Annotated in this window: 22 protein-coding genes; 2 read left to right on the top strand and 20 right to left on the bottom strand. The window is 57.9% G+C overall.

Annotation, left to right across the window (positions count from 1 at the left end; all coding sequences use genetic code 11):
* Positions 1-120: 120 nt before the first annotated feature.
* A complete protein-coding gene (locus AC4LFW_RS13730; protein ID WP_011914413.1) occupies positions 121-834 on the bottom strand; it encodes an SOS response-associated peptidase family protein in 714 nt (237 codons plus the stop codon).
* Positions 835-916: 82 nt separating this feature from the next.
* Here AC4LFW_RS13730 and AC4LFW_RS13725 point away from each other — a divergent pair, with 82 nt between their 5' ends.
* Positions 917-1,348 carry a LexA family protein gene (locus AC4LFW_RS13725; protein ID WP_011914412.1) on the top strand — a complete coding sequence of 144 codons (432 nt, stop codon included), beginning with the start codon at positions 917-919 and terminating at the stop codon, positions 1,346-1,348.
* The gene (gene umuC / locus AC4LFW_RS13720; RefSeq protein WP_017243954.1) at positions 1,335-2,615 is read left to right on the top strand and encodes a translesion error-prone DNA polymerase V subunit UmuC; all 1,281 of its coding nucleotides are present in this window, start codon (positions 1,335-1,337) and stop codon (positions 2,613-2,615) included. The genes AC4LFW_RS13725 and umuC overlap by 14 nt, the downstream gene beginning before the upstream one ends.
* A gap of 125 nt (positions 2,616-2,740) precedes the next feature.
* Here the strand turns inward: umuC and AC4LFW_RS13715 are convergent, their stop codons facing one another.
* From AC4LFW_RS13715 to AC4LFW_RS13625, 19 genes are all read right to left on the bottom strand, one after another.
* Entirely contained in the window at positions 2,741-3,106 is a 366-nt protein-coding gene (locus AC4LFW_RS13715) for a histone-like nucleoid-structuring protein, MvaT/MvaU family (protein ID WP_017243953.1), read from the bottom strand.
* Positions 3,107-4,200: 1,094 nt separating this feature from the next.
* Positions 4,201-5,460: a site-specific integrase gene (locus tag AC4LFW_RS13710; RefSeq protein ID WP_491819665.1), complete on the bottom strand. Its 1,260-nt coding sequence runs from the start codon at positions 5,458-5,460 to the stop codon at positions 4,201-4,203.
* Positions 5,461-5,624: 164 nt separating this feature from the next.
* Positions 5,625-8,066 carry a site-specific integrase gene (locus AC4LFW_RS13705; protein WP_491819664.1) on the bottom strand — a complete coding sequence of 814 codons (2,442 nt, stop codon included), beginning with the start codon at positions 8,064-8,066 and terminating at the stop codon, positions 5,625-5,627.
* A 155-nt stretch (positions 8,067-8,221) separates the two neighbouring features.
* A complete protein-coding gene (locus AC4LFW_RS13700) occupies positions 8,222-8,446 on the bottom strand; it encodes a hypothetical protein (RefSeq protein WP_491819663.1) in 225 nt (74 codons plus the stop codon).
* Positions 8,443-8,877: a hypothetical protein gene (locus AC4LFW_RS13695; protein WP_491819662.1), complete on the bottom strand. Its 435-nt coding sequence runs from the start codon at positions 8,875-8,877 to the stop codon at positions 8,443-8,445. Before AC4LFW_RS13695 ends, AC4LFW_RS13700 begins: the two co-directional genes overlap by 4 nt.
* Entirely contained in the window at positions 8,874-10,046 is a 1,173-nt protein-coding gene (locus tag AC4LFW_RS13690) for an Arm DNA-binding domain-containing protein (RefSeq protein WP_491819661.1), read from the bottom strand. Before AC4LFW_RS13690 ends, AC4LFW_RS13695 begins: the two co-directional genes overlap by 4 nt.
* A gap of 161 nt (positions 10,047-10,207) precedes the next feature.
* On the bottom strand, positions 10,208-10,405 hold the full coding sequence (locus tag AC4LFW_RS13685; RefSeq protein WP_491819660.1) for a hypothetical protein: 198 nt from the start codon (positions 10,403-10,405) through the stop codon (positions 10,208-10,210).
* Between the two features lie 71 nt (positions 10,406-10,476).
* Positions 10,477-11,100 carry a hypothetical protein gene (locus AC4LFW_RS13680; protein ID WP_491819659.1) on the bottom strand — a complete coding sequence of 208 codons (624 nt, stop codon included), beginning with the start codon at positions 11,098-11,100 and terminating at the stop codon, positions 10,477-10,479.
* A gap of 67 nt (positions 11,101-11,167) precedes the next feature.
* Positions 11,168-11,569, bottom strand: coding sequence for a nucleoside 2-deoxyribosyltransferase (locus AC4LFW_RS13675; protein ID WP_491819658.1), 402 nt, complete (start codon positions 11,567-11,569; stop codon positions 11,168-11,170).
* Positions 11,569-11,811, bottom strand: a complete 243-nt coding sequence (locus tag AC4LFW_RS13670; protein ID WP_491819657.1) for a hypothetical protein — start codon at positions 11,809-11,811, stop codon at positions 11,569-11,571. The genes AC4LFW_RS13675 and AC4LFW_RS13670 overlap by 1 nt, the downstream gene beginning before the upstream one ends.
* A 56-nt stretch (positions 11,812-11,867) precedes the next feature.
* Positions 11,868-12,047 carry a hypothetical protein gene (locus AC4LFW_RS13665; protein WP_491819656.1) on the bottom strand — a complete coding sequence of 60 codons (180 nt, stop codon included), beginning with the start codon at positions 12,045-12,047 and terminating at the stop codon, positions 11,868-11,870.
* On the bottom strand, positions 12,048-12,761 hold the full coding sequence (locus AC4LFW_RS13660; RefSeq protein WP_491819655.1) for a hypothetical protein: 714 nt from the start codon (positions 12,759-12,761) through the stop codon (positions 12,048-12,050).
* The gene (locus AC4LFW_RS13655) at positions 12,758-13,267 is read right to left on the bottom strand and encodes a hypothetical protein (RefSeq protein WP_491819654.1); all 510 of its coding nucleotides are present in this window, start codon (positions 13,265-13,267) and stop codon (positions 12,758-12,760) included. Before AC4LFW_RS13655 ends, AC4LFW_RS13660 begins: the two co-directional genes overlap by 4 nt.
* Positions 13,260-13,631 carry a hypothetical protein gene (locus AC4LFW_RS13650; RefSeq protein ID WP_491819653.1) on the bottom strand — a complete coding sequence of 124 codons (372 nt, stop codon included), beginning with the start codon at positions 13,629-13,631 and terminating at the stop codon, positions 13,260-13,262. Before AC4LFW_RS13650 ends, AC4LFW_RS13655 begins: the two co-directional genes overlap by 8 nt.
* Before the next feature lie 13 nt (positions 13,632-13,644).
* Positions 13,645-14,421 carry a DUF4942 domain-containing protein gene (locus tag AC4LFW_RS13645; protein ID WP_491819652.1) on the bottom strand — a complete coding sequence of 259 codons (777 nt, stop codon included), beginning with the start codon at positions 14,419-14,421 and terminating at the stop codon, positions 13,645-13,647.
* A complete protein-coding gene (locus tag AC4LFW_RS13640) occupies positions 14,418-14,639 on the bottom strand; it encodes a hypothetical protein (protein ID WP_491819651.1) in 222 nt (73 codons plus the stop codon). The genes AC4LFW_RS13645 and AC4LFW_RS13640 overlap by 4 nt, the downstream gene beginning before the upstream one ends.
* Positions 14,636-15,091: a hypothetical protein gene (locus AC4LFW_RS13635; protein WP_491819649.1), complete on the bottom strand. Its 456-nt coding sequence runs from the start codon at positions 15,089-15,091 to the stop codon at positions 14,636-14,638. The genes AC4LFW_RS13640 and AC4LFW_RS13635 overlap by 4 nt, the downstream gene beginning before the upstream one ends.
* A complete protein-coding gene (locus AC4LFW_RS13630) occupies positions 15,088-15,243 on the bottom strand; it encodes a hypothetical protein (RefSeq protein ID WP_491819648.1) in 156 nt (51 codons plus the stop codon). Before AC4LFW_RS13630 ends, AC4LFW_RS13635 begins: the two co-directional genes overlap by 4 nt.
* Positions 15,240-15,542, bottom strand: coding sequence for a hypothetical protein (locus AC4LFW_RS13625; RefSeq protein ID WP_491819647.1), 303 nt, complete (start codon positions 15,540-15,542; stop codon positions 15,240-15,242). Before AC4LFW_RS13625 ends, AC4LFW_RS13630 begins: the two co-directional genes overlap by 4 nt.

Genomic DNA, 15,542 nt, shown 5'->3' with positions numbered 1-15,542 from the left:
CCTGGCTCACTTTTCTAAACTGACGACTCACCGTCGCGCGAGCCCATACAGTGGCGGGCCTGAAAGCAAAGCTCGCACTTGATTTAGGTTGTCACCAACGGTCATTGAAGCGAAATGCCTTTATACCAGCGGCTGGGCGATCCTATTGATAAGTTCCGGCCCATCATTCCGCACGTTCCCGACGTCCTTACCCACCGGATGCCACTCGAATTCCTCGACGCATAAACCATGCGCCAGTGCTAGCTCCTCAGCCTTGAGCGGCAAAAGCTCCTGCTGCATCCAGAGCGCAGCGTACTCTGGCGATAGAACCAGAGGACGCCGATCGTGAATATCGAGCATGCCGGCAGCGCTAGATGACGTAATGACAACAAAGCCGTCGCCGTCTCGGGGTTCCAGCGAGGCGCCTCGCTGAAACCGCCCGAGCGCAGCGAAAAACATCGGCTCGCCGCTACGGAGCGTGATGTAGTAGGGCTGCTTGATCTTCGGGTTGGCCGCGTCCTTCTTCCACTCGTACCAACCATCAGCGGGCACTATTGCGCGGCCGGTTTGCCAGATATCGCGAAAGAACTTGCTAGTCGCGGCCGTTTCCACCCTGGCATTTATCGCTGGTGGTCGCTTCCCCTGTGCCCACAATGGGGCGTAACCCCACTTGACCGGCTCCATGCGCAGGCCATCATCGTCCTGGTGCAGGAGCTGAACCAGTGATTGCGGACACACGTTGTAGCGTCCGATTGGCTCAGGATTCACGCTGCCACGCAATGGCAAGGGCAGCTGCATCGCGATCTTGTCCAGGTACTCATAGGCGATTCGGTACTGAGCGAAACGTCCACACATGGGTGCCCCCGCACATCTGGTTCAATTGACCGGACTCTAGCTTCAGAATACTGTATATGCATACAGTTATGAGGTCTGTGCCATGCCCGTCCATATGTTGGGACCTGCTGCTCCCGCCACAATTGCACTGCCGTTTTTCAGTTTCTGCGTGCCCGCCGGATTCCCGAGCCCAGCGCAGGACCACATGGAGGGGAGCATCTCGCTCGACGAGCTGATGAACATCCGAGCTCCGCATACCTACCTGGCGCGCGCAGACGGGGAGAGCATGATCCAGGTCGGCATTTTCGACCGAGACATTCTGATCATCGACCGGGGACGGGAGGCAGAAAAAGGGGAGGTGATCATCGCAGCGCTGAATAACGAGCCTCTGGTCAAGATTTTCGACCGAGCCGGCAGCCAGGTCATTCTGCGCTCGGCTAATCCGAAGTTCCCGCCGCGGTACCTCCTCGAAAGCGAAGAACTCTACGTATGGGGCGTGGTGTCATACAGCATCCGAATCCATGGCAAGTACTGAGCGGGCCATCGCCCTCATTGATTGCAACTCGTTCTACGCCAGCTGCGAGCGTGTCTTTCGACCAGACTTGCGCCGTACGCCTATCGTCGTGCTTTCGAACAATGACGGCTGCGTGATCGCGCGCTCGGCCGAGGCAAAGCAGCTCGGTATCAAAATGGGCGTGCCGTATTTTCAGATCCGGCGCGACCTGGAGCGTTGGGGCGTTGTGGTGTTTTCCAGCAATTACGCGCTGTACGGCGACATGAGCGAGCGCGTCATGACGGTCATCGAGAGCCTGGTGCCTGCGGTTGAGGTGTACTCAATCGACGAGTCGTTTGCCGACCTTACCGGTGTGCCAGACGTCGAAGTGCTCGGCAGGCGGATCCGCGCTGAGGTACTGCGCAGCACAGGTATCCCGGTCGGGGTGGGCATTGGGGGGACCAAGACGCTCGCCAAGTTGGCGAACCATTCAGCGAAGCGCTGGCAGAAGCAGACGGGTGGGGTAGTGGACCTTCTCGACCCGGTGCGGCGCGACAAGGTGCTGCGCGTGACTGACGTCGGCGATGTATGGGGTGTCGGTCGCCGGATGACCGAGCACCTGAACAGGTTGGGCATACGTACTGCTTGGGATCTAGCTAGCGCGGATGCCTGGACCCTGCGCAAAAAATTCAGCGTGGTCATCGAGAAAACCGCACGCGAACTGCGCGGGACGCCGTGCCTCGATCTGGAGGAGGTCGCGTCACCCAAACAGGAGATCTGCTGCTCGCGGATGTTCGGCAAGCGCCTGCGCGAGCTTGAGCCAATCAAGGACGCAGTGGCGGCATATGCCGCTCGGGCCAGCGAGAAGCTGAGGGCACAGCAGTCCATGTGCAAGCGCGTCCGAATCAGCATCCGTACCGGCATGTTTAATCCCGACGAGCCCAAGTTCGCGAAAGGCGTCGTGTGTGAGCTGCCGTATCCCACCAACGACACCCGCTACATCATCCGGGCGGCGATCGCTGGGTTGGAACACATCTATCGCGATGGCTTTTCGTTCAGCAAGGCAGAGGTCCTGCTGATGGACCTCTGCCAGCGCGGCGAGTACACCGACGATCTATTCGCCCAAACCCAGCCCGCCGCGTCGGAGCGCGTTATGGGCGTGCTCGATGCAATCAACGCCAAGTGGGGCCGCAATACCCTCCGGCCCGGCCGCGTAACCACCGCGCCGGACTGGGGCATGCGACGGGAGATGATGAGCCAAAGTTTCACGACCAGGCTGGATCAGTTGTGGGTGGTGCGGTGCAACTAGGCGAGTGCATGCGAGGACCGATGAATTCCAGGTACTGGTTGTAGTGCGATCGCTTGCATCCGTTGACCGCTGAAAGCGTAAAGAAAAAGCCAGGCAGTGCCTGGCTCTTGTGTTGGTCGGATAGCTTACTGAAGCCAACCCTCTACCTTTTCGGCGCCGTGCTTTTCTTTCCAAGCTTTCAAAATCTTATGATTGCCACCCTTCGTCTCTACCACCTCTCCAGTTTCTGGGTTTTTGTAAACCTTAACTTGGCGCTGCCGACGAGGCGCTTGAGACGTCGGGGTGGCGCTGATGCTGGTGCGGCTGGGCTGCGGATCCAATATTGAAATAATTTCGCGCAGGCCTACGTCATATTGCCCCATCAAATTGCGGAGTTTTTCCTCGAACTCGATTTCGCGCTTGAGTTTGTCGTCATTCTTAAGAGCATCAAGCTGCTTGAGCTGGGCTGCGAGCTGGGCTTCTAGAGCTTTGAATTCGGCGAGTTTGGACATGGGTAACCTTCGGAGAACGAAACTGCTTTGTGTGTCTCAGTCTACCGCTTGGGCACGGAGGGAGAAAACTAAGGACCGACCGATTTCGTGAGTAATTCAGTCATCGAGAAGGCTGGTACAGGGATGGCGCTGCGGAGTGTTTGTCAGCCAGAGAGGTGCGTACTTCCTGACATATGAAGTGGTGGGTTAGCAAAATGGGAGGTGACCAAGCGGCGGCCGTTGCATAGAAACGTCGCGCATCCCGTAGAGGAAGCGGACGTGAGCAGGCTTCTTCTGCTTTAGCAGAGGTAGCCATGCATAGCATCGAAATTGGAGCTAGCCATTTACCTGCGGCAAATGAAGAAAGCTGCCTTTTTTGACAACAATGGCAGCCGCTTCGCGAAGGCAGTTGATCATTTTGGTCTTATTGCTCGGTCTCGCTCCACATTCGTTTCGCTTACCTGCAAACGCCCAAAATGCTCAACTGCCCCATACTTGAAGGTTTCAAGTATGGGGCGCGGGGGCATACTTGAAGGAACGCTTCGCTGCTTCAAGTATGCCCCCGCAATTTTGTTGTCAAATCATAGCCGCCAGGCGTTGCCTGGCCGAAATGGCGATTGTGCACAGACGTGAGCTGCGCCATTCGCGGGCGCTGCCGCCCCGGCCTCAATCATAAGCCCGATCACTGCGGCACACTTGTCTTACGACCGCCATGTCACATGACTCGAGTGCTGCAGTCTCGCCGTGTCACTCGTAGGGCTTGCGGCAGTTAGTGAGTGTCGATGCGCCGGGTGACCGTGCCGTGTGTCTGTCACAGTGGCGTTATGAAGCGGTGTCCGGTCTGATGCCAAAGCGCCCACGCTTCAACTGAAATTTGTGTGGCAGCAGCCGACTGTCACGGAATTCTCGTCGCAGCGGATGCAAGTTCTTCGATGGTGGACTGTGCTCAGCGATAGGGCGTGCCAACCGTCGCCGCAAGCGATGCCCGGAGTTGCGTGAAAATTCGGTTTCTTTCCTGTTGTGTTCAGAACGAAAAAGGCCGCAGATTGGCTGCGGCCTTTTATTCATCCTGTCTCATAATCATCTCCAAGCGATGATCGTTCCCGCTCTATGCATTAGTGAAGCTGCAGCTTACTTTTCCTCCCGCGCTTTCCGCGTCCGGCTTGGTTTGCGAGCAGGTTTTTAAAATGCTCCCAGCGAATTCGCTCGGTCTGTACGTTGTATGTCAGTCCCCGTTCCATCTGCTCCAGTAATCTCAAACTCAGTGGCCGCTCCAGGTAGTGGTCTGCTGTGACTTCTGGTGCACCACCTTCATGGCCGAGCAGATAGGCAATGGTTGAAGGGGGTATACCTGACCGTTCAAGTCTCACGGCAAACGAGCGGCGGAAACTTTTAAAATTGAGCCCACCATTTACGGCTGGCGGGCAGTGCTGACCGATGTATCCTGTTCCCGTGCATGGCCCGCAGAAAAACCGACTTGGGTCGCGGGAGTACAGGTGCTTCGAATCGAAGCTCAGCTCGTTGAAAAGCAGTGCATCGTTGCCTTCGGCCTGGCGCCGTTCTTCTACGAATTTTAGAAAGCCCATCTCCACTAGCTTCGAGCAGATTGGGATCTGCCGGGCCGACGGCCCCGTCTTCAAAGACTTGTCGTAGCCATTGTCGTTGATATCGATAAGGTCGACGCAGTGGACATCTTGGATCACATCATGCACACGTAGCTGGCATAGCTCGTTAAGCCGCGCGCCGGTATAGAGCCCAAGCGGGAGCAACCAAAACCGATAGGGTTTGGCGTCTTGGTAGATCTTCGGCATGTCGCCAGCGAGATACTTTCTGTAGGGCCAGCCTGAAAACATCTGATTCAGATTGCTATCCAGAAATGGCTTGGTGATTTCGGCGTGTTTTGTATTGCATGTCGCGACTTTGATCGCCTCGGTAATCAGCTTGCTCTCAAGTGCTTCGTCCAGCATTCGATTGAACAACTGATAATAGGTCGTGAGGTTTGCGCCTTTGCTACCCGACGCAGCGTTCTGCTTGAGTAACGACGGTAGCTGATCCTTCAGACGCTGTACGTCGGCCCGATCAAGCTCAGCAACTCGGCGGGTAGGATTATCTTGCGTCAGAACGATCTTTAGTTTTTCCATCCTCGCTCGAAGCATGTGCTCGGATTTACCTGCGTAATTGTTTTCTCGCAGAAAGCGGGACAGCGTTATATCCATGAACTCGGTCAGCAAAGGAGATGACTGAAAGCGGTTTATCGCATCCGTAACCGTTGAAATATTTGCCAAGGCGATTCGCAAGTGCTCTTCATGGCCAGGTTCGACGATAAGACTCAGACCTTTGTAGAAAGGAATGGAGAACGGGGAAGTTACATTCATACGTACCTCACTAATGGGTGAGGCTTGAGAATATTGCTGTATGGATAAACAGTCAACATAATCTATTAGGAATTATTGATCGATAGCTTTTATTGACAAGTTGTCAATAATCGAAGGATGAGCAAAAGGTAGGGAGCGGGGCTCCCACCTCTGCTAGCTAGACGTTATGCGTACGTTTTCCAATGCCGCTTAACAACCCGCACGCTGGGGAACGGGGTGCCAACGGGGCGACCAACATTGAAAATGCCCTGTCGTTCTCGTAACTCTTGATAGTGCCGGTAATGGATGTGTCCCAGGCCCAACCCGAAGTCAATTTTGTCGAGCTCATTCTTGAGCACGTCTGATGGGTAGCAGTCGCCGTACCCACCGGTGGTGCTTTTATCCGAGTGACCCACTAACGCTTTGGCTTTCGCGAGGTCGAGGTTCTGTCGGCGGAATTGGTTGATAAAGGTGTGCCGTAGGCCGTGATACGTCAGGCCCTCCTCTCCGAGGCCGCAGAGCCCCAAGTAGCCATGACTGCTCTGGCTTGAGCCCAGGTACCAACGACTCGCAACGTGCCCAGGAGAAAGATCACCGTAGACACGGATATTTTCGAAAAGGGGAGCTTTTACATCGTGCTCTACTATGTCCAAGCGCGCTTGGTGATACTCAAGGAAGCCTGTTTCGATCAGCTGTTTATGTATGGGCACTAGCCGTTCAGAGTCGGACGTTTTGAGCTGCTTCGACCCAGTCCGATTGATGCTGATGATCCAAACGCCGAGCTCCTGCCGAATGTCTTCGAGCCGTAGCTGGCACAGCTCGCTGAGCCTCGCGCCGGTATAGAGGCCAAGCAGCGGCAACCAAAACTTGTAGTCGTCCAGACGCCAGCGAGGCGGCTGGGTCAGCGTGTAGGCCGGGCCGTGAAGAAGTTTCTCGATCTGGCTTGGGCTATAGGTGCGCTTCCTCGGGGCCTCGGCACCTTTGGTGCTGAATGCCAATCCGGCCGCGATGTTTTCGGTGATGTAACCTTGATCATGGGCGTAGGTGACAAGCGCCCTCGCCAATTCGAAAAACTTCTTCGCAGTGCGAGGGTTGATTGGCTCGAACTTACCGTCGCTAATGATCTTACTTAGCGGCTGGTTACGCGTGGCACGGAGGCGATGCCGGTTCTTCGGATAGCTACGCAGATGATCGCGTAGCGTGTTGAATTCAGCGCGAGTCAGCGTCTCGACTTGCCGGTGCCCGCCAAGCAGCTCGCACAGGCCTTCCAGGCGGGCCTTTGCGGTAATGCGAGTCCGCGGGTTAGCCCAGGCGCCTTCACGAATTTGCCGTTCTTCGTATTCCTTTACCAAAGCTGCGAGGCTCAACCCTGCGTTTGAACCACGCGCCGGCGAGACAATGCGATCGTTGACGGAGGGTTGCGTAAAGAGGGTTTCAAGCTTGGCTTTCTGCGCGTCGGGCAGAACGCTCCCGAGCGCATTCAGCAACGCGAGCGTGCCTGGATCCTGTGGCGGTGCCACAGCATCTGTCGGCGAGTTCAGCTCCGGAATCGTCTGCATAGGCTCGGCGGTTGCAGCAGAACCCAACATCCGCCGAACCAGGTCACCGATTTCCTGCATGGCTTGGGCGTAAGGATCTTGGTGATCGTCTTCCTGAAAGTAACGCAACAGCACCTTATCAACCTTCTGCAGCGTATACGTCAGCATGAGGACCGCAATGATGATGGAGCTAGTGAGCAGCTCAACCCGAAAGCTTTTCTTTTCTCTCAGATGCGCTTTCATGCACAGCGGATCGAGTTCGATAAGCATCACATAAAGCCCCGATCCCTCCTGCACCAAGAGCGCTCGATCAATGATGCGGAGCTTTAGATGCAGCGCGTTGGCTTGCTGAAGATGGAAATGCAACGCTTGCCGAGACTGAGGTAGTGCTGGGGGGATGTGCATGAGATTCCGGCCCTGGTCTGGGCGGGCATGGCACAGGTACTCATAAAGCGTCATCGCTGCAGACGCAGGGGATTCTTTCGAATAGCGTCCTAGAGATGGCGGGACTGTTTCAAGCACATCAAGGGCAGAGTAAATGTACCGGGCAGCGTCGCTGGCGACGTTGTGATTGCTGGTTCCGAGCGGCCAGTCAAAGCGTACGAACCCGACTCCAAGTGCTTTCACCAGCGCGGGCGTCGGTGTAAGTGCAAAGAAGATTTCGCCCCCTGGCTCGTGGCTATAGAGCACAACACGTTCAGCGCTCTCTTCCATCATCCGCGCATGTGCGGCCGTGAGGTCTTGATTGGCGAGTGCCATTGGCGAGGGACGAACCTTCCAGACGCGGTCAGCAAACTTGAGAGCCTCCGCCACCTCAAGGTGAAACCTTTGGAGGTCAACCAATAGTCGGTCTGAAAACAGCTCGACGTAGTGCTCCGTTGCTTTCGCAAGAAACTGCTCGAAAGACGCGTTCAAGTACTTGGCTAGATCGCGGGCAAGGGCTTCGTCGTGACTAAGCGCCCAGCGGATTTGCGCGGGCAGCTTGGGGTTGGCCGCGAAATGCTTCGGAAAGGTGAGGTAATACTGGAAGCCAGTTTTGGCTTGATAGACAAGGTGCGGAACACCTGTTCTGCTTTGGCGCTTGGACATGATGGCATACCTTTTGGATTCACAGACGGACTGTGAGTAATCCAATGCCATCAAATCTGGTCTGAAACCCGCGTTCTAGACGGGTTTCAGTGTTGAATTGGTGGAGCCGGGGGGATTTGAACCCCCGTCCTATTGCCGTATTTGCTGGGCTGCGGCTAAGTGGTTGCTGAAATGTTGCTGAAACGCAGTTTTGAGTACGGTTTATGCGGGTCACTTTCAGGCATCGCCATCGCCATCAGCTCATAGAGGTCTACCAGCGCGGCATCCATGGCCTGCGACGCACTGACCGCCAGCTTTTCGTCATGCGAAAGCGTGTGGTAGTGCGATAGATGAAGGCGCTTCAGCAGCTCCAGCGGCACGCTTACCATCTGATTGCTCATGCTGTCACCTCGGACTGTATTGCTTCAAACTTGCCCGGCTCTCTGCCTGCTTTGGCTAGTTGCCCACGCTGAGCATCAATAAAAAGCTGCTTGATTGATTCTGCTGTCTGATTTGACACAGATGATCTGCCCTTTCTCAGTGCCGGGTTCCGCCAGTGCTCATTCCTAAGCAGCTGATGATCTCGAATGCCCATAGGGCCGACCGTTGGCTCGCCCGTGCCATAGACGGTGCCGACGCTTAGGCCAAGATTATTCCGGTTGGATATGATCCATGCCGCGTCCGTTACTTCATCAAGGGCGCTCGAAAGGGCAAGACATGCCTTCTTGAATGATGGCGCTTCCTTGGCTGCCTTCAAAATACTTGCCTGTGCATCCTTGATAATCGACTCAGCCCAGGCTACCTGCTTGGCCGATCCGAGTAGTTCGCTCATGCTGACTCCTCATTAGGGATTTGAACCGGCGTCCCGAACAATTCCGCCGCCTTGCTGCCGGACGTGTCGCCATCGTTCGGAATGTAACGGCCATAGACGCGGGCGATCATCACCCAGCTACTGTGGCCCATCTGTTTTGCTACCCACATTGGGTGCTCACCGGCTGACAGCATCATCGATGCGTACGTGTGCCGGGTCTGGTACGGGTTCCGGTAGCGGACCTTCGCCTTGCGAATGGTCGGAATCCAGAACGATTTACGAATGGCCTGATCGCCATCGAAGGGCTTGCCGTAGCGCGGATCATGGAAAACCGGCCCGCCTACTATATAGGTATGCGCTTTCTGCTCTTCCAGCGCCGCCAGCGCCATCGGCAATAGCTTAACGTCCCGCAATCCCGCCGCCGTCTTCGGCAGCTCCGCTTCCTTGGCCGCCTTGGTCAGCCCTCGCGAGATCCGCGCCTCCCCCCGTAGCCAATCAATATCCCCCCATTCCAGCGCCACGATCTCCGATGTGCGAAGCCCGGTCCAGAACGCGAACTGCAGAAGGTTCCGGTACTGCCCGGTCGCTGCCGCCAGGATCGCCGCCTGTTCCTCCTTCGTAAACGGATCGATCTCGTCTTCCGCCTTGGGCTTACCCTTCACTGAGTAAGTCCAGCCGGCCAGCGGGTTTGCCTCGATCAGCTCATCGTCTACCGCATCGTTCAGTGCCGACCGCAGGCAGCTTTGCACGTTGGCCAGCCGCTTGTTCGATGCCTGCATCGTTGCCAGTTCGTCGCGGACCATCTTGCGCGTGAGCGTCACCAGCGGCAGATGCCCGAGCTTGGGCGCCAATACGCCGCTGATGATCTTGCGGTAGCCGTCCAGGGTGGACGCCTTTAGATGCGCCTCCTTTCGGGCCAGCCACTTGTCGAGATAGTCGGAGAGGGGTATCAACCCGGTCTGATGGCCGAGCTTTACAGCGCGCTTGGACTTGGGGAAAGTCGCCGCGTAGTCGAAGGTGCCGTGGTAGATCGCGAGTTCAATCGCCGCCTTGTGCTTCTCGGCACGCTTCAGGTTAGCGGGGCTGGGCTCAAGCGGGAGACGCTCGCGGCACTGCTGCCCCTCGAACATGAAACTGATTTCAATGCTGGTCGCCGACGCGCGCCGGACTCCATTCCGCTTTCCACCCATGCTTCGTACCCTTCCACGCTGATCAGCGGCTTGTTATCGGGGGCGCGGATCCAGACCTCGCCCAGCGGCCACGTTCCGTCCGACATCTTCCCCCGGATTGCGCGCTCAGTGTAGCCGCTCACCTCTGCAAATTTCTTGACCGTCTGATATCTGGCCATCTCTCACTTCTCCAATTCACGGCAGCCGCAGTAACTGCAACGCTTACCGAGTACATTCTTCACGCACACGTTCGTGCGCTCGCCTTCTTCCTCTATCCACACTTCCATGCGGATTCGCTGCATGTCCGATCTGGCGAGGATTTCAAACTGCCGCTTCTGATCCTGCTCTGGCAGGCGCTTGAATGATTGCCATAGGCTCATGTTCACCCCCTCACCGTTACGCCGGCTGCTATCGCCTTGTCTGTGTGCTGCATGTCTATCTCCTCGGGCGGCTATACCGCCATTTCAAGCTGTGTTTCGCGCTGCCAGACGGCGGCGCTGTTATGCGCTTCTATTCGGGATGCGATGACCTCGGCGCGCTGGCCTGCCGTGGGCGGGACGTACATACCGAAGCGGCCGACGCTGCCGCCGTTCACTGCAGCGTTAGTTGAGTCGGCCGATGCGAAGGGGAGGCTGGAGAAGATTGCAGGGTCCAGCATTCGCAGCCCGTGGAGCCGGCAAGCCGGCCGCCCCTGGTCGTCGCAGATGGCGTTCATAGCTTCGCCGATACGCTTCCACCATGAGTCGGTGCCGGGGCTCGCCCACTGGCCGGAGCTGCCAAACGCTACGGTTCGCCACTCTCCAGCCAGACGCTGCAGCCGCTCGATTGATTCGTGGAGGTGCCAAACAGGAACGCCTGGCAGGTGGCTTGGCCATTCTTCGAGAAGCCGGTCATTTGCCGCTTCGTCTCCGTCGATCACGTCAGGGATCAGCGCCCAGTCGAAACCAGGGTGTCGATGCCAGTCATCCACCCATCGCACATAGCCTTCGACGTCGAGCTGGCCGCCCTGCTTCCATACCGTGAAGGCGCCGTTATCGAATACGAAGGACTGGCACACGTCAGCAACAATCCCCATGTCATCCCGCCTAGGAAATGGAACGAGTGCATGCCGACCCGCCAAGAAGCGCGCCCCGTCCTGCCTGTTACCGCCTACGGGGGTCCCGTGGTAATGAATCATTCAGCGTCTCCAGCCAGTTGATTGCTTCGTCCAGTCGCCCGAATGTGCGAGTGCTGTGATATCGGAGCCATGGACTGACGGGATCAGGCGCAACCACCGCCACGACCTTTCCCATCTGCCACGCCAGCAGAACTTCCATCGATGTCCCTGCGCTTGGCTTAGGGCACACCGCGAGAAGCACGTCGCATGCGGCCACATCCAGCTTGTCGAGATCGACGATCTCTCTATAAACGGCTGCCTCAACCCCTCGGTAGTCGCGGCGCATCGGGTCTAGCGTGTCGCTGAATCGCGCTTTCACCGCGGAGCGCCAGTCGTTGCACTCGCCGTCCGTGCAGCCGTTGATTGGCCCTGCCAAATAGATCCGCATCAACTCCCCCTCCGGCTTTCAATGCCGACGCCGTGATGGTTGGCGCTGATGATCTGCAGTCCGCCGAAGCGCTGATAAAGATCGTCCGCAATGTCCTCGTGATAGCCGCGCCTATGCAGCGCACAGGCCGTCTTGATGTGCTCTACCAACACCTTGTCGCGGCTATGGATTTCGAGGCTGTAGACGATCTGCTCGTCATTTGCCGGGCAGGCAGCGACGAACTGGTATCGATAGATATTCATGACGTGCAAATCCTCCCCGCCGACTCTCGCCGGCAGGCTGTGTGTTTGGGTGGGGGTTAGGGGGTGGCGTCTGATTTCAGCGCCGCATCCATGCGGGCAATCATGGCTTCCGACCGCGCTAGTAGCTGGTCGAGCTGATCGTTCTGGCGTTTGACCTGAGCAATCATGGCGTCCATGTCATCCATGCTCTTTTTGACTAACTCGCGAAACCACTCCAGATCAGTCTGGCGTTTCATTCACGCCTCCTTCGCAGCCATGGCGGCGGACGAACGGAAAAGCTCGTCAGCGGCTTCAAACTCACGTTCCAGTCGACGTGTATTTGCGCTATCAAATTCGCAGCAGTTGCTGTAACCGGCCGCTACATTGCGCATTCTCATGAATGCCTTCCGCATCCCCTCGACCTCGGCGCGAAGCTGGCTGACCTTCTCCATTGAGGCGATGCACACACGCTGTTGGCTGTCTCGATCTTCCCGCAGCCTATCCCGCTCGGCGGTCACGGCTGACAGGGCGGCATGGTACTGGTCCGCCTGGCGAACGATGCCATGCACCAGGCTTGCGTGAACTACCTGAGTTCCTGGCGCATAGCACTCTGCAGGGTGCGATGCAGGGCATTGAACAGCGCCTTCCGCCTCTGCGGGCTGGGCGCGGCGGTTCCAGGCTTTCAGAACTGCCGGTACAAGAGATAGGTCCGCGCTAACTGCTGCCCTGGCCCTAGCGGCTTCGTGAACGGTGAAATAGCAGTCATCCGCATGATTGTTCGTCACAGCATCTCCTCCACAAAACGGGCACGGCAGTACCTCCCGCTCATCCTGCGCCGGGGCTTGTTCATCCTGCTGGGAGTCAAGCAAAGCCCTCATTTCCTTCGGAGCTGCTTCGTAAAGAACAGAGCTTGCCTTTAAGCAACCCATGAGCCTGTCCAGCAGCTCCCGATCAACTAATACCTTGCTCATACGTCACCTCGTTGGGCGGGGCTGAGTGTTGAGGATGGGGCGGTGCGTAACACGGAAGACCGGGGACACCTAAGCGGCTTGCTTATTGCCTCATCGAAACTCATGCCTTGATAATCCAATCGATGCTGAAGAGTCGTTTCGCGTATGCCGATAATTTGCGCCGCCTTCCTCAGGGTCACGCGCTCACCATTTAGCTCGACATAACGGCAGTTGCGCTGATTCAAACGCTGCTCATGACGAGCAAGCCACTTGCAGTTTGATGCCTCGTAATTGCCGTCATTATCAATGCGCTCGAGGGTGAGTCCGTCTGGCTTGAGGCCCATGTCCCAAAAGAACCGATCAAACTCTAGCCACTCAGAACATACGGTTATTCCACGAGCACCGTAGTTCTTGAAGCTTCTATTCTTAGGGTTCAAGCAGCGCTGCTTCATGTCTTTCCAGCACTGGCGGGTCGCTTCAAGCCTCGCTCTTTCCGCAGAAGAAGCGCCTTTCAGTTGATTAGTCATTTGAATTAGCTCCGCCAAGCCCAGCAAGAGGGGCTGGCTCTACCGGCTCGGCCTGCTGGGATAGGGCGGCGTCGATCCGTAGCTTCTCTGATATCGGAGCGTACGGATAAACGGCTCGCAGCAACCCCTTCACCCGCTCCAACTGCGTCCAAGTAGTCCGATGCTTCTCGCGCTGGCGTTGGATTTCGGCGTTGAGTTCGGATAGGGCGCGCTCGGCGTCGGAAAAGGCTGCGCGGAGATGGTCACGCCACCAATATTTATGGCCGCTTGGGTGATCCTCTCCGAACCAGTATCCGTCCAGCTCGCATTCTCCTAGCAGGAAGCGTGTCACCACATCCAGCCCGCTCTCTAATTTTTCGCTCATGTGCTGCTCCTTGCTACGCCGCATGCCCTAGCGCCCCATCGGCGTAGTGCTCGGCGATCTGTTCGTTGAGTTTGTCCAGCAGGTCGGGGCGCAAGAATTCGAGGTGCAGGTTGCCGTTTTTGAAGGCCTTGGCCTTGTAGTAGGCGTCCTCGAACACCTGGCCGGCCTTGAATGCGCCGTTCATGGCAGACTCGAAGCTGCGCGGCTGGAAGGGCTTGCCGTCCAGGGTCTTGATCACGCGGTCTATGTCGTTGAGCTTGTCCTGTCCGGTGCCGTGCCGTACCTGCAGGCCGCCCGTCCAGCCCGGCTGGATGATCCAGCTCATCACGATCTTGCGGCCGATCCTGAACGGCTCGTTGGCGTTGGTTCGGTAGCTATCCGACAGGCTGCGGAAAACGTTCACGACGCCGCGCCGGAACATCTCGCCAGCGCGTTGGTGCAGGTCGATAAACGTAGCCCGGACGGTTGCATCAACGAACGCTGGCGGCACTGGCGACAGGCTGCGCTCGAACTCGGCGACGGCGTCGGCGTCCATCAGCTGACGAAAGCCGGTCAGGTCGAACGCCCGGCGCCACATGCTGGCGTCCAGCTCGTGCCGGGTGCGATCCTCGCATTCCCGAAACTGGCCGCCGCATGGCATCAGGTAACTGCCGTGCTGCTCGAGCAGCGTCTTGGCCATATCGTTCAGGCGCCGTGCCTGCAGGTGCAGGTTCAGGGCCTTTTCGCGGGCGTCGAGGAGGTCGGTTAGCGTGATGGGTAGGGTTAGCTGGTTAAACGGGCTGACGGTCATGCGCGGGCCTCGTCTTGTCTGAATAGGGATTCCCACGGCGAGCAGATACGACCGGCTGCCGTAAAAGCCTTGCGCGTCCGGTAGGTCGGCGAGTCGAAAAAGCAGGCCTTGCAGCTGTAGCTGAGGCCGTCCTTGCTCTTCGAGTGCCTGAAGAAAAACTCGGTGTCGGCGGGCCACCACTCATCGCAGCGGCGGCAGTATTTTTCGGGGGCGGTCATGCGGCGGCACGCCTTTGAGGCCAGGCGCCGCACGCATCGAACACGCGATAGGCTTGGTCCTCGTCCAAGCCCTTGCCGCCCGGCACCGCGATCCAGCCTGAGCCGATCTTGTGGTTCGGGTTGCAGCCGGCCAGCAGCTCGCGGTAACAGTGCTCAAGCACTTCGGCCAGGCTGTCGGACTTGTACATGCCGTCCGGCGCTATCTCGGTGGACTTCATATAGCGCCGGCCCTGGCCATCGAGGCAGAACGCGCCGATGTAGATGACCCAGCGGTGGGAGATATTGCAGACGGCCTCACCTATCTGGTGGCTCGGCGCGATGTTCTTGCAGGTCTTCCAGTCGATCAGGCCTTGCCGGCCCTCGGGATCGATGTTGACGACCGATACCCGGAACTGCCGGAGAATGGCGCGGCTGACCTTCTCCAGGCGCGCGCGGGGGATGCATCCTTTCATGGGCGGCAGACCTCCAGCAGGCTATCGGCGCTCAGCCGGCCGAGCGGCGCGGCGATGTATCGATCAAGCGAGTAGACGCCCCATGGCTGGCCTGTTTCCGTGGCCCGGTAGGCGGCGTGGCGGATGGCGTCCAGCACATCAACGAACCTCATGCCCACACCTCCCGAAGCACGTTGTTACGGCGGGCCTGCGGTGTGCCTCCCTTGCGTGGCGATGCCTGGCGCTGGGCTTCGGCGCCCTTGCGAGCACCGCGACGGCGGCTGGCTGCCTCAGCGTCGGGGTTCAGCGAGTTGTTCCACATGCCGACCTTTGGCGGCTCGCCTATGCGGTTGCTGAGGTATTGGACCTGGCCGCCCTTGCGAACGAACTCATCCATCTGGGCAGCCAGTTCCTGGCGCGCAGCCTCGTGCGCGGCCAGCGAGTTAACGCGGTCGTAACGGTAGTCTTGCAT

Source organism: Stutzerimonas sp. C6.4V (genome assembly GCF_058536345.1).
This window is presented reverse-complemented; position numbering and strand designations above follow the sequence as displayed.

What these genes read in the sequence shown, in the direction of transcription:
- AC4LFW_RS13645 (WP_491819652.1), bottom strand. Translation starts at nt 14,421, where the DNA reads ATGACCGTCAGCCCGTTTAACCAGCTAACCCTACCCATCACGCTAACC.
- AC4LFW_RS13715 (WP_017243953.1), bottom strand. Translation starts at nt 3,106, where the DNA reads ATGTCCAAACTCGCCGAATTCAAAGCTCTAGAAGCCCAGCTCGCAGCC.
- umuC (WP_017243954.1), top strand. Translation starts at nt 1,335, where the DNA reads ATGGCAAGTACTGAGCGGGCCATCGCCCTCATTGATTGCAACTCGTTC.
- AC4LFW_RS13725 (WP_011914412.1), top strand. Translation starts at nt 917, where the DNA reads ATGCCCGTCCATATGTTGGGACCTGCTGCTCCCGCCACAATTGCACTG.
- AC4LFW_RS13695 (WP_491819662.1), bottom strand. Translation starts at nt 8,877, where the DNA reads ATGAGCGAACTACTCGGATCGGCCAAGCAGGTAGCCTGGGCTGAGTCG.
- AC4LFW_RS13635 (WP_491819649.1), bottom strand. Translation starts at nt 15,091, where the DNA reads ATGAAAGGATGCATCCCCCGCGCGCGCCTGGAGAAGGTCAGCCGCGCC.
- AC4LFW_RS13640 (WP_491819651.1), bottom strand. Translation starts at nt 14,639, where the DNA reads ATGACCGCCCCCGAAAAATACTGCCGCCGCTGCGATGAGTGGTGGCCC.
- AC4LFW_RS13670 (WP_491819657.1), bottom strand. Translation starts at nt 11,811, where the DNA reads ATGAATATCTATCGATACCAGTTCGTCGCTGCCTGCCCGGCAAATGAC.
- AC4LFW_RS13655 (WP_491819654.1), bottom strand. Translation starts at nt 13,267, where the DNA reads ATGACTAATCAACTGAAAGGCGCTTCTTCTGCGGAAAGAGCGAGGCTT.
- AC4LFW_RS13690 (WP_491819661.1), bottom strand. Translation starts at nt 10,046, where the DNA reads ATGGGTGGAAAGCGGAATGGAGTCCGGCGCGCGTCGGCGACCAGCATT.
- AC4LFW_RS13700 (WP_491819663.1), bottom strand. Translation starts at nt 8,446, where the DNA reads ATGAGCAATCAGATGGTAAGCGTGCCGCTGGAGCTGCTGAAGCGCCTT.
- AC4LFW_RS13625 (WP_491819647.1), bottom strand. Translation starts at nt 15,542, where the DNA reads ATGCAAGACTACCGTTACGACCGCGTTAACTCGCTGGCCGCGCACGAG.
- AC4LFW_RS13730 (WP_011914413.1), bottom strand. Translation starts at nt 834, where the DNA reads ATGTGTGGACGTTTCGCTCAGTACCGAATCGCCTATGAGTACCTGGAC.
- AC4LFW_RS13665 (WP_491819656.1), bottom strand. Translation starts at nt 12,047, where the DNA reads ATGAAACGCCAGACTGATCTGGAGTGGTTTCGCGAGTTAGTCAAAAAG.
- AC4LFW_RS13685 (WP_491819660.1), bottom strand. Translation starts at nt 10,405, where the DNA reads ATGAGCCTATGGCAATCATTCAAGCGCCTGCCAGAGCAGGATCAGAAG.
- AC4LFW_RS13660 (WP_491819655.1), bottom strand. Translation starts at nt 12,761, where the DNA reads ATGAGCAAGGTATTAGTTGATCGGGAGCTGCTGGACAGGCTCATGGGT.
- AC4LFW_RS13705 (WP_491819664.1), bottom strand. Translation starts at nt 8,066, where the DNA reads ATGTCCAAGCGCCAAAGCAGAACAGGTGTTCCGCACCTTGTCTATCAA.
- AC4LFW_RS13650 (WP_491819653.1), bottom strand. Translation starts at nt 13,631, where the DNA reads ATGAGCGAAAAATTAGAGAGCGGGCTGGATGTGGTGACACGCTTCCTG.
- AC4LFW_RS13680 (WP_491819659.1), bottom strand. Translation starts at nt 11,100, where the DNA reads ATGGGGATTGTTGCTGACGTGTGCCAGTCCTTCGTATTCGATAACGGC.
- AC4LFW_RS13630 (WP_491819648.1), bottom strand. Translation starts at nt 15,243, where the DNA reads ATGAGGTTCGTTGATGTGCTGGACGCCATCCGCCACGCCGCCTACCGG.
- AC4LFW_RS13675 (WP_491819658.1), bottom strand. Translation starts at nt 11,569, where the DNA reads ATGCGGATCTATTTGGCAGGGCCAATCAACGGCTGCACGGACGGCGAG.
- AC4LFW_RS13710 (WP_491819665.1), bottom strand. Translation starts at nt 5,460, where the DNA reads ATGAATGTAACTTCCCCGTTCTCCATTCCTTTCTACAAAGGTCTGAGT.